Origin of the sequence: Parabacteroides sp. AF19-14 (genome assembly GCF_003635485.1) — a bacterium.
In the GTDB taxonomy this organism is placed as follows: domain Bacteria; phylum Bacteroidota; class Bacteroidia; order Bacteroidales; family Tannerellaceae; genus Parabacteroides; species Parabacteroides distasonis.
Genome location: NZ_QTMJ01000015.1, coordinates 35,542 through 47,789, shown reverse-complemented (window position 1 = coordinate 47,789; position 12,248 = coordinate 35,542). Strand labels below are relative to the sequence as shown.

General features: G+C 43.3%; 10 protein-coding genes. 1 reads left to right on the top strand and 9 read right to left on the bottom strand.

Annotated features, from left to right (window positions below; translation table 11 throughout):
- Positions 1-93: 93 nt before the first annotated feature.
- From pdxA to DWX33_RS15010, 9 genes are all read right to left on the bottom strand, one after another.
- A complete protein-coding gene (pdxA, locus tag DWX33_RS15050) occupies positions 94-1,203 on the bottom strand; it encodes a 4-hydroxythreonine-4-phosphate dehydrogenase PdxA (protein WP_122380618.1) in 1,110 nt (369 codons plus the stop codon).
- 16 nt (positions 1,204-1,219) lie between these two features.
- Positions 1,220-2,257 (bottom strand): DUF4837 family protein, encoded by a 1,038-nt coding sequence (locus DWX33_RS15045; protein WP_008774122.1) that lies wholly within the window; start codon positions 2,255-2,257, stop codon positions 1,220-1,222.
- A gap of 16 nt (positions 2,258-2,273) precedes the next feature.
- Positions 2,274-3,305, bottom strand: a complete 1,032-nt coding sequence (rlmN, locus tag DWX33_RS15040; protein WP_044545472.1) for a 23S rRNA (adenine(2503)-C(2))-methyltransferase RlmN — start codon at positions 3,303-3,305, stop codon at positions 2,274-2,276.
- Positions 3,306-3,441: 136 nt separating this feature from the next.
- Positions 3,442-5,577 (bottom strand): SurA N-terminal domain-containing protein, encoded by a 2,136-nt coding sequence (locus DWX33_RS15035; RefSeq protein WP_122380617.1) that lies wholly within the window; start codon positions 5,575-5,577, stop codon positions 3,442-3,444.
- Between the two features lie 96 nt (positions 5,578-5,673).
- The gene (locus tag DWX33_RS15030; protein WP_005865821.1) at positions 5,674-6,927 is read right to left on the bottom strand and encodes a hemolysin family protein; all 1,254 of its coding nucleotides are present in this window, start codon (positions 6,925-6,927) and stop codon (positions 5,674-5,676) included.
- 1 nt (position 6,928) lies between these two features.
- On the bottom strand, positions 6,929-7,594 hold the full coding sequence (lptC, locus tag DWX33_RS15025; protein WP_008774124.1) for an LPS export ABC transporter periplasmic protein LptC: 666 nt from the start codon (positions 7,592-7,594) through the stop codon (positions 6,929-6,931).
- 2 nt (positions 7,595-7,596) lie between these two features.
- A complete protein-coding gene (locus DWX33_RS15020; protein ID WP_122380616.1) occupies positions 7,597-8,961 on the bottom strand; it encodes a lipopolysaccharide assembly protein LapB in 1,365 nt (454 codons plus the stop codon).
- A gap of 85 nt (positions 8,962-9,046) precedes the next feature.
- Positions 9,047-10,327, bottom strand: a complete 1,281-nt coding sequence (locus DWX33_RS15015) for a membrane protein (protein WP_005865814.1) — start codon at positions 10,325-10,327, stop codon at positions 9,047-9,049.
- A complete protein-coding gene (locus DWX33_RS15010; RefSeq protein ID WP_005865812.1) occupies positions 10,314-11,141 on the bottom strand; it encodes a type III pantothenate kinase in 828 nt (275 codons plus the stop codon). The genes DWX33_RS15015 and DWX33_RS15010 overlap by 14 nt, the downstream gene beginning before the upstream one ends.
- Before the next feature lie 36 nt (positions 11,142-11,177).
- On the opposite strand from DWX33_RS15010, the gene DWX33_RS15005 reads away from it, so the two are divergent.
- On the top strand, positions 11,178-12,224 hold the full coding sequence (locus tag DWX33_RS15005) for a DUF2776 domain-containing protein (protein ID WP_005861552.1): 1,047 nt from the start codon (positions 11,178-11,180) through the stop codon (positions 12,222-12,224).
- Positions 12,225-12,248: the final 24 nt, after the last annotated feature.

Below are 12,248 nucleotides of genomic sequence, written 5' to 3'. Positions count from 1 at the left end.
CCACGCCCCATACAAAAATGTCATGTCAATAACATCCATTCGTTATTAACATGACATTTTATGTATTTATTGAAACTTGTCAGGAAAGATCTACTATAATCCGTCCGTATCGTCCTCTTTCGTCAAGTCCAGTTTCTCATTATCCCCCCCCCTATCGAAATATTGCTTACGCAACGGATTGGCGGTAGCCTCTTGATAACGCAACCGGTTCCGGAAGATATCCAACGCCGCATATAAGGCTTGGCGGAACGACTCTTCCGAAGCCACGTTCTGCCCGGCTATGTCATAAGCTGTTCCGTGTGCCGGAGAAGTCCGTACGATCGGCAATCCTGCCGTATAGTTCACCCCGTCATCCATCGCCAACGTCTTGAAAGGAGCGAGCCCTTGATCATGATACATCGCTAAGACACCATCAAATTTATCATACATCTGCGAACCAAAGAAACCATCAGCCGCATAAGGGCCAAATGACATTACGCCTTTTTTCTCCGCCGCTTGCATTGCCGGTATGATAATCGTCTCCTCTTCCGTACCCAGCAATCCGGCATCACCGGCATGAGGGTTTAAGGAAAGAACCGCGATACGTGGCTTCACAATACCGAAGTCTTGCTTTAACGACTGATTGAAAATACGCAGCTTATTCACGATATCGCCCACGTTGATGGAAGACGCTACTTGCGACAATGGAATATGCCCCGTCACCAAAGCGACACGAAGATCATCTTTCATCAAGATCATCAAGGCTTTTTTATCCAAGCCACCGAAGCATTTCTCCAAATACTCAGTATGCCCGGGAAAATGAAAATCCTCGTTCTGGATATTATGTTTATTGATCGGGGCGGTAAGCAGTACATCCACTACTCCCCGCTTCATATCCGTAACTGCCGCTTCCAACGCCTTGAAAGCCGACTCACCGGCAACCGGCGTAGATTTCGACAACTCCACCTTGGTCTCGTCCTCCACGCAGTTAATAATGTTCACCCGGTTTACTCCTGCATCCTCCGCATGTGAAATAATATTCATATTGATAGGAGGAAGCTCCAATGCCTTCCGGTGATAAGCGGCTATCTTGGACGAGCCATAGATAATCGGCGTGCAAAGCTCCGCCATGCGGGTATCGGAAAAGGTCTTTAATATTACCTCATAGCCGATACCATTTATATCTCCGTGGGTGATCCCCACTTTAATCAGTCGTTCTTCCATATATTTTGTTTGTTTATTACTTTTTCTCTTTTGGGATATCTAATGTCTCAGTTACCGGTTCATCAAATTCACCCGGCAAACGTAACGTAAATAAGGCAGCTTCTATTCTACGCATGAAATTACGCTTGTCTGTCTCCGGAGCATACACAAATCCCTCGGCTACAACCACACGATGATTCTTTTCATCCAAGCGGGTGTGGCTTACGAACGGGCCTCCCATCATATCGCCTTGCATTCTCCACAAACCGCGCATCACGCCGCAATATTTACCATTTAAGGTTATTGGCGTATACTCCACTCCCGCACGCGTTTCTGTTTGCATATAGGAACCCGGGAACGAACCCGGCAGATTCGCCTTCAATACAGAATCTCGTTTAGCGACCAGATATTCCTCCGTAAACGTATTCGGATCAGTATAAGGGAAAGTATATACGATTAAGTCCATACGGCCTGTGTTAGCGTTATTGGAAGACCAGAAGAAATCTGTCGTATCCTTATAGTACGTGAAGTTTGCCGGAGCGTTTAACATCACGTTCAGGTCGCTTTTCAGGTTATCCATAACCACCATACTATATTCCTTTTGTAATTGCTCTATCGCACGATTCATCTCCACCTTTACGAAGAAATCGACCAACGCCTTCTCATGGGTCTTTGAATACTCGACGATCGACTCCGTATTAGGAGCTTTCAGCGAAACAACCACCTGCCCTCTAGCCCAGACATTATTCTCGTAGCCTACAGAAACTTTCGTATAAGCGGTGGGATCTATTGTAACCACTAATATATTCCTTACATACCGTAACAGACCTGTAAAATCCTTTGGTTGTACGTAGGTAATCTTCAAAGAAGGCTCGGCTTGCGGCAATCCGGGCACCGAAGAGGCCAACTCAGACTTTATGGCTTCTCCCGCAGGGCCTTTCCAATCCTTTTGATCCATAACCACGACAACCTCATATGCGAAGCCCGTAGCTTGAGTCATCACAGAACCCGAATTACATGCTCCCATCAAAACAAGAAGCAGCAACATACCGATGAATAAAGAACGTGTTTTCATACCCGTGTGTTTTATATTATACAAATGTAACATTTTTTGCGGTAGAAAGCATTCCACAAGCGGCGAAAATATCCTCCCCACGTGATGCCCTTATCGTACATACAACTCCTTTGGTGTTTAAGAAATCCCGAAACGCCTCCATTTTAACGATATCGGAAGTCTCTAAAGACACATTCGGTATCGCATGAAAACGGATCAAGTTTACCCGACAAGGAATTCCACCTAATAAACAACTCAAAGCTTCGGCATGTTTCAAGCTATCGTTCAAATTTTTAAAAACAATGTACTCAAAAGAGACACGTCGTTGATGCGAAAAATCATATTGTTTGATTAAATCGATCACCTCCCTCGCTGGGAATGCCTTTTCAACCGGCATCAAGGAAAGACGTTCCATAGGATAGGGCGAGTGCAGACTTACGGCCAGATGACATTCGCTCTCCTCTAAAAAGCGTTTCAAGCCTTTCGTCACACCGATGGTTGAAACCGTGATACGCTTCGGGCTCCACGCATATCCATACGGGGCCGTGAGTATTTCCAAAACCTTGAAAAGCTCGTCTACGTTATCCAGTGGCTCCCCCATTCCCATGAAAACGATATTCGTCAATGAATCGTTTTCCGGCAAGGACTGGATCTGGTTCAATATCTGGTTCGCTGTCAGGTTTGCCGTGAAACCTTGTTTTCCCGTCATACAAAACAAGCAATTCATTTTGCATCCGACTTGAGAAGAGACGCAAAGAGTCGCCCGATCATCCGTAGGAATATAAACAGACTCAACAAAACGCCCCGGTCCGGCAGCATATAGATATTTGATCGTACCGTCTTTCGACTTTTGATACTCAGATGGCGGATAAGCCCCGATCTCGAATGAATCCTCCAATAAAGCACGTTTGGCTACCGCTATATTTGTCATCTCCGAAATCCGGGTTATTTTCTTCTTATAAATCCAATCGGCCATTTGCTTAGCCGCATATGCGGGAAGACCCACCTCAGACGCTACACCTTTCAGTTCCTCCAAGGTCATCCCTAATAATTGTCTTTTGTCAACCATGCTATCGATATTTTCTTATTCGCGAAAGTACGAGAAATATTCCACAAAATAAAGATCCCCTATTTTGCCGTCAAAATAAATATATCTTGACGACAAAACAGGGGATCTTTTTTATCTTAAGTATAAATACTCTTTATTAATAGAAACGGATACGGTTGTCTTCCACCTTAGCGTTGTTGACCATAGATTGGATAGCTTGGAATCCTACACGATATGCGTTCGAAGCATCCAACGCACGGATTTCCTCAGCCTCGTTGAACTCCTTACCATCTTTATTTCTTGCGTATACCTTGAACACATATACACCGTTGTTACCTTTAACCGGAGCACTTACTTGGTCAACTTGAGCCATAGAAACCATAGCGTTCAAGTTCGGTTCGATACCGATACCAGCGATACGGCGAGTACCAAAGTTCACGAACTTTACAGAGTCTACAGAAGAACCCATCGTTTCAGCATATGCCTCAACTGAAGTTAAATTCTTAGCAGCCAATTCCTGAGCGATCTTATCGCCTTTCTTCTGGGCAGCCAATTCAGCTCTCAAAGCCGGAGCGACCATATCAACCGGACGATACCCCTCGGAAATACTTCCTTCTACAGCAGCCACGACAAACTTATCACTACACTCGAAGATCTCAGAGATAGAACCTTTATCGTTCTGGAACGCCCAACGAATTACCGAACGTGAATTCTTGATAGAACCTAACAACTGATCATCCGTAGTAACCGTTGCACCTGAAATCAAGTTATAACCGGCTTCCTTCGCATTCTCCTCCAATTTAGCCATAGAGTTGTTCTTCGATACGAACTGATTCAACTCATTGTAGATGTTGCTATAGGTCTTAGAGCTAGGAGATACAGTCATGTCGATATCTGCGATCTTATATTTTTCAACATTTCCTGTTTTCTCTGTTACTTTTACAAGGTGAGTACCATATAAAGATTTCACAACCGCTACCTCATTCAATGGAGTTGAGAAGACAGCCTTCTTAAAATCATCATTCACACCTCTCAAAGCGGTAACCTCTGTAAACCAACCTAGTTCACCACCATTCTCGGCGGCTTGGTCTGCTGAGTATTTCTTAGCTAATTCAGCAAAATTAGCGCCACCTTTCAACGCCCCCATCAAGCTATCAGCCAAAGCTGTTGTCTCAGCCTCAGATTTACCGGCCAACATGATGTGGCTAACTTTTACTGAGTCCGGAGCGACCGTCTTATCGACTAACTTAAACATTCTGTATTTGTCATTCTCGAATACAGGACCATAAACAGCGCCAACCTCAGAAGTCGTAGCGAATTGTTTCATCTCCGGATCCAAAGCCTTCTCCGTGAAGAAAGCGTCAACATAAGGAACCTCAGAGTTCTCGTTTACTACATCAGCCACTCTTTCAGACGTAGCCAGCTCCTCTTTCAAGCTCTCGATCTCGGCCTGTGCCTTATCATAATCCTCTTTACTCGGACGGATATCTACGGCGATATATTTAATTACCTTAGATTCTTTTTGTTTATAAAGCTCCTTGCGTTGGTTATACAATTTCTCGATCTCACTCTTGCTTACCTCAATCGTTGAATCCGGAATCGTAGCATATGATTGCATAGCGTAAATGATATCCGAATTCTCGGCATTATCATTATAAGCTTCCTTAGCGTCCAATGAATTTGCGGAAATAGCCTTGCTCAATAATGTCGTATATTTTTGCTCCAAACGTTGACGTTTAATGTTCTTCTCCCAGAACAACCAGAAGTTTTTAGCTTGAATCAGCTGTGCCTGTTGATCTGCCGGATAGCTAGCGATATTATCGGAATCGATTTGTTTCAAGAAATTCAACAAAGCAGCCTTATCAAAAGCACCAGTCTGAGGATTCGTAAACATTTGCATTTGTTGGATCAACGGAGAGATATTCTCACCTTGAACCATATCAAACAATTCTTCCGGACTTACTCCCATACCTAATTTAGCAGTAGCCTCGTCCAACACGACCTCTTGTACCATCGCATCGAATACGGACTGGCGAATCTGTGTCATATATTCCTCGGGCAGGCTGGCTGAACCGGATTGCATCTTATACATCTCGGCCATCTCATCAACGCGACCTTGATAATCTTGAATTTTTACAACCTCTCCATCAATCTCGGCGATCCGTTCCTGTGATTGCCTAAAATAAGTAGAACCAGAGTTTAAAAAGTCTCCAATGATAAAAGCGAACAATGCCAAACCCACCACGAGTACCAGCAGTCCTGCTTTGCTTCTAATTTTTTCCAGCGTAGCCATTTATCTTTATTATTTTTTAAAGTTTATTATTTCACATTTTAAGGGCACAAAGATATGAAAAAAAGGAAATTCCACAGCATATAATCCTTTTTTTTATCAAATCCCTACTTTCATACGTACAAGTTCGATCTTCGTAGCCGTTACTTTGATTATCTTAAACGAATATTTATCGATCTGGACAGTCTCGTTCAATTTCGGGAATTTTTGATAGAAGTGCAAGATAAAACCGGCGATGGTGACATAATCATCCGACTCCGGAAGATCCAACCCGAACATTTCGTTCAAGGTATCAATCTCCATTCTACCCGACAGCAAATACTCATTGTCCGATACTTTTTTAGCCACATGCGACTTCATATCGTGCTCGTCCTCAATCTCTCCGAAAATCTCCTCCACCAAATCCTCAAGTGTCACGATACCCGACGTACCGCCAAACTCATCCACGACAACAGCCAAGCTCTTCTTCTCTTGCATCAGCAGTTTCATCAGTTTATTCGCCGCCATCGTCTCCGGAACGATCGATACGCTACGGATATGCTGGGTCCAATCCTCCGGATTCTTGAAAAGCTCGGAAGAATGGATATACCCGATAATATCGTCAATATTCTCGTTATACACCAATATCTTCGAAAGTCCTGTCTCGATAAACTTAGAACGCAATTCCTCTATCGTAGCAGACGTATCACAGGCTACAATCTCCGTCCGGGGCACGATACAATCCCTCAAACGGACATTCGAGAAGTCTAAGGCGTTTTGGAAAATCTTAACCTCCGTATCCATATCCGAATTTTGCGGAGCATCTTCCAGACTTTGCTGTATAAAATAATCCAAGTCTACCTTGCCTAATGCCTGAGGTGAACTTTTCAAGTTCTTCACGCCCCCTAACTTCAAAATCAAAAAAGATAGCAGGGATGAGAACTTGGAGACCGGATACAGGATGATATATATGATAAATAATGGTATCGCAAATATATTGAGTGATAAATTAGGATTCAACTTAAATATGGTCTTGGGAATAAACTCCCCGGCAAACAAGATCAAGATCGTAGATATCACGGATTGGATAAAAACGATCAATGCCTCATTCGCAACCACCTTGGCTATAAACGGCTCCAATACGATTGCCATCTGAAGACCATAAACGACCAACGCAATATTATTTCCTACCAACATGGTAGAGATAAACAAATTTGGATTACGATAGAAAATACCCAGTATCTTACTGGATAGACTACGTTCCTTCTTATCCAGCTCGAAACGAAGCTTATTGGAGGAGATAAAAGCGATCTCCATCCCGGAAAAGAATGCGGAAAATGCGAGGGAAATTAAAATATAAGTCAGCGTCCCCACCTTAATTACTTTTTATTGAATCTATTTGTGACACATCTACCCGGGCACTATCCCCCTGAGCTGTCCGTGTCGTATCGGCCGGAGCATCGCTCACCGGGAAAATACCTTGTGAGTTAAATATCTTATACTGAGTCATATCTTGGTTCGACTCAAAACCTATACCTGTTATGATCTTATCTTCTTGCTCGATACGCATAAACTTATCAGAATAAACCTTCTCTTGCTTCTGGTCCCAGAACAATTGGGAAGTCTCAAAATGCTCCCCTTGCAGACTTTCCACCTCTACATTACCGATCAGCTCCCAAAGCCCTTTTTTATCATAATAATAGGCTGTATCCGCCTTAATACTCGCTTCTGTCTGGAATAAGGTATCGAACTTCTCCACGTAGATCCCCTCGGGGAAATACCAATGGGGTTCCGCCGCCTTCCCATAAATCTGCCACTCTTTCGCTTTCAAGCGATATCTCGTGATACCAGAATCGGAGATCAAGGATGACACATCCGTAGCCTTCATCGTATAAGTCTTGTCCGGGTCAAACTCAACATCAACCACCTCCTTATGCTCCTTACTGCAAGAGGCAGAAAACAAAAGAAGCATAACAACCACCACGAAGGTAGTTGTTATGCCCATATTTTCCGTTTTACAATGAAAACGATTTCCTATCATAATTACCGAATCGTTGTACGCTCTCCGATCCAACCACCGACAGTGAAAGGTTTACCCTTCTCCAAATCCGGGTGCATGAAGATCTCCTCCGTAGAAGGAAGGTGAGCACGATAAGATGATATCAAAGTATTAGCCTCTTCAGCAACACTCGGATCTACCTGTTTCGCTTTCTCAAATTTATCGATAGCGGCATTATAAGCAGCTCTTGCCAATACTCCATCATTCGGGAAGACAGATTTAGAAGTAGCGGCATACATCTTGCCGATCAATAAATAAGCATTGCCATAGTTAGGATTTACCTCCAAAGCTTTCTGGCAATATTGTCTAGCCTTTGAATAAGCATTTTGCTCAAACAGCAACAATGCGATCATATAATAATCATCAGCTTTTGAAGTCGCGTCCGTTTCTAAATTCGCGGCCTCATCAAAGTATTTAATAGCCGTATCATAATCCTTTATCTTAACGGCTTTCTTTCCTAGCCCAACAGCAGCCTCGGCACTAGGTTCTTGACGATAAGCATAGTCTGATGCCAAAAAGTAAGCCTCGATTTCTTGGCAACCTGTTCTTCTCAACAAGGATATAGTCTCTTTCAAATAAGGTAAGTTGTCCTTATTCTCCTCGATCTTAGCAGCATACAAATTCTGCAAAGTCTCGCAATCGGCAGCACCACTATTCGCAAAGGCATTATCAACACCACTCTTATATGCGGTCAAGGCATTCACTTCTTTTTGATTGTTTGCAACCTGCGCAGCTTTTAACTGAGCATCCAAGCCACCAGAAACCTTCAAATAATCTTGAATATACTGTTCTTTGAAATTCGGATCGTTAACCATTTTCTTCATAGAAGAGAAACTAAACAAGGAGAGACCTAGAGCCTCCGTATCAGCACCTTTCTCATCAACGATCTCCTTCAACCAAGTATAGGCCTGATTATAGTCGGCATTATCTCCAGTTTGCGCTAAATAATCTTGCACTTTTCGAGCAACGATCCAGTCTTTTCCATACCGGCGATCATTTCCAAAATATTTCACACGCTTGTCGTAAACTCCCATCAAATCATCAATAAGAGCTTTCTTCTTAGCGGGATCTTTCTCTTGAGCGATCTTCCAGCCCATAATTTTCACACCGTACAAATAGATATCTTTTGTAGCGGCAGGACACTCATCGTACACGATCTTCCAGAAATCAAAGGCGTCTTTGAAGTTTCCGGCTTTCGCGTAAGGAACGAACAAGCTGATATTGGTAATACAACGCACGCTATCCTCACCGGAACCGAACTGTGTACCATTATCTACTCCTTTCTGCGCATAAGCGCCCAATGTACCCATAGTACATCCAAGCGCTAGTAATAAAACTTTGATCTTCATATCTCTTTCTATTAAAGTTAGCTATAATATTTATATTCCTTCAAAAAAGTATCATACTCATTAGACCCTTTCGGCCATTCCCGGTTTAATCCACTTTTCGTTTAAAAAACCATAATTCGTTAAATGTATAGTTCACCGTAAACCGGAAATACTGCTCATCAATCATTGTACGTAATTCCGGACGGATCTTCACGTATTCAAATGACAGGTTCACTAATGAACGGTTATCGATCAATGGAAGCCCAAAACCGACACTCGCCCCATATTCATTATAACCATGTCCTTTATAACCATTCTCCTCGGAGCGACTGACTCTTAAGTACGAATTGCTATAATGAAAACCGGCACGGTATCTGATACGCCCCAAATAATTACGATTATCATAACGAGGAATAAACTCGGCACCAGCCGCTACACGTGTACGGTTCTTGAATTGGCCTTTCTCGTTATCAAAATAAGCGTTCGCCCAGTCCTCATATAAGAAGTCTGCGGCTAATGTCAACCGATTCTCTTTCACATAGGAGATACCCGCTCCGTAAGAGTTCGGCATATCAAACCGATAATTCTTAATTGTATCGTTCCTTGTATATCCGGATGTAGCCGAAGAACCGACAAGCTGAGTATCATACACAGTCGTATTCAACTTTTTTCCGGGAGAGTAAACGAAACCTACCGTGACATGCTCCGTCTTACTCAAAGGATGCGTATATTGAATACCAAAATCTAACTTTAAATCACGAATCTCATAACGTTGGTTTCTATACACATCGTCCGCCCCTGTCGAGCTCGGGAAAATCAAGTTGCGGGAATGTGTTATATTTCCAAATAAAAATCCGGCGTTCACACCAATGGAAAGACGCTTCTTCCAAATATCATAGGAGAGCCCTAAATAGGCATCGCTTAAGCCACCTTCGCCACTAAAGCTTTCTCCCCAACTTAAACCGCCCTCGGTACGGCTCTCGCCGAAATCATATCCTACATATGAATAAGGTAATAAACCGATACTCATCGCTAAACGCCGGGTGATCGGAAATTGCATGGCGATATACTCCACGTTTCCATTCATCTGTCGTTGCTTGTTCGTACCGTCATAGAACCAAGACACCTGACCGGACGCACCAAAATCAAAAAGGAATGTCAACGAATCCATGCAACTATAAGATGCTGGATTTAATGGATTTATCTGTTTAGAGGACCTTAATCCATAACCGACTCCACCCATCGCCCTTCCGGCACCAAAAGATCGATCCGCCAACTCTCCATATCCAAATCGCGTATAAGGCGAGTTCGTGTTATTTTGAGCCCACAATGGCAATTGTGTAAAGATAAGAAAACTTATTATTACTACCTTATTAATTTTCAACATTATACTCTAAGATTCTGTTTAATCCTGTCAACACTAAATTAATGTCTGCAAAGATGGAGTTTTTTAGCCGTCTTTCAAAATAAAACGAATGACCGCCTGTTAAAAAAACCAAAAGATCCGGATATTTTACTTTCAGCTCGTCAATATATCCGTCCATCTCGTAAACAATCCCATTCACCACACCCGCTTGGATAGCCGTTTCCGTACTTCTCCCGATAAGCGGTATATCATCCTCTTCCGTTACCAAAGGCAGTTTCTTCGTAAAATGGTTCAACGCTCGAAAACGGGTTGTCATCCCCGGAGAGATATTCCCCCCCAGAAAGATACCCGGCGCTTCTATCACCTCATACGTGATAGCGGTACCGGCATCGATAACCAGCAGATTTTTTCCCGGCCGCAAATAATTCGCCCCCACGACAGCGGCCAAACGGTCCTTGCCTAGCGTTTTCGGCGTCCCATATTCCACCTTGATCGGTAAAGCTACATGTTCATCCAGAAAGACAAAACGCTGAAGCTTATTTTTTAGATAAGCGATCAACTCATCGTCCGTATCTATCACCGTCGATAAAATGCCTTGCGTAAAAGCGTACTTCTCAAAAAGAGCAGCGACCACAGATACACCGAATTGCTTGTATACAAAAGAAGCCTCTATATGCCCATTTTTATACACAGCGACCTTTGATGACGTGTTACCTTGTTCTATAATAAGATTCACTTCTCTGATATTTTCCGCAAAGAAAAACAAAAATGATGAAATAACACGCAAAAACATCGCATAACCTCTAAAATTCTTCTTGAACAAAAAGGATCGCATCTCTGTTTGAAGAAAAATCTAAATAAAAAACAAGTTATGAATTACGGGATTAGTGTCTTATTCAGGGCGATTCCATTGCTAATGGCCCTCTTTTGTTTCGGTTATGGATTTTTTGTCTTTAACTATGGAGTGGACTCCAGCAGATTCGTCGCCGGACCTGTCGTATTCTCTCTTGGCTTTATTTGTATAGCTTTGTTCGCTACGGCAGCGACCATTATTCGTCAAATTATCCATACATATAATAATGTAGCCAGATTCGCTTTGCCTATCCTTGGATATCTCTCGGCAACCATCACTTTTCTGGCGGGCTTTATCTTACTCATGTCCTCACCGGCGCCAGCAGACTTTGTCGCGGGCCATGTCATTTGCGGGGTGGGCCTTATAACCGCATGCGTAGCGACAACGGCTACCGCCTCTACCCGATTCACCTTAATACAAATGAACGCCAAAAGCGACGATCCCAGAATACCAGACAAAGCGTTCAACTTTTGGCAGGGGGTATTCTTGATCCTTGTAGCATCATTTATATCCATAGTCGCATGGATTTGGGCTTACCGGTTGCTAGCGCATAGCGACGAGCATTCCCAATACTTTGTCGCCGGGCACGTGATGGCCGGACTAGCATGTATTTGCAGCAGCTTAATCGCTTTAGTCGCCACGATCGCCCGACAAATAAGAAACACATATTCCCGATTGGAAAAAAGGCTATGGCACCGTTTTGTCATCCTGATGGGATCTATCAGTCTGATATGGGGTCTCTTCGTATTAGGAGATAGCGACCCGGCTAATGCCTCAACCGGATATATCATGATCGGCCTTGGATTAGTTTGCTATAGTATCTCCAGCAAGGTGATCTTGCTGTCTAAAATATGGAGGGAAGAATTCAAGCTTGCCAACCGGATTCCATTGATTCCTATATTCACGGCTTTATTCTGCCTTTTCCTCTCCGCTTTCCTTTTCGAGATGGCGGCCGAGCATAGTTATTATGCCATTCCCGCACGGGTATTGGCCGGACTGGGAGCGATCTGCTTTACGTTGTTCTCCATCGTCAGCATATTGGAAAGCGGAACCTCTTCCAAGTAAACTGTTTTTTCATCGTGATGAAAA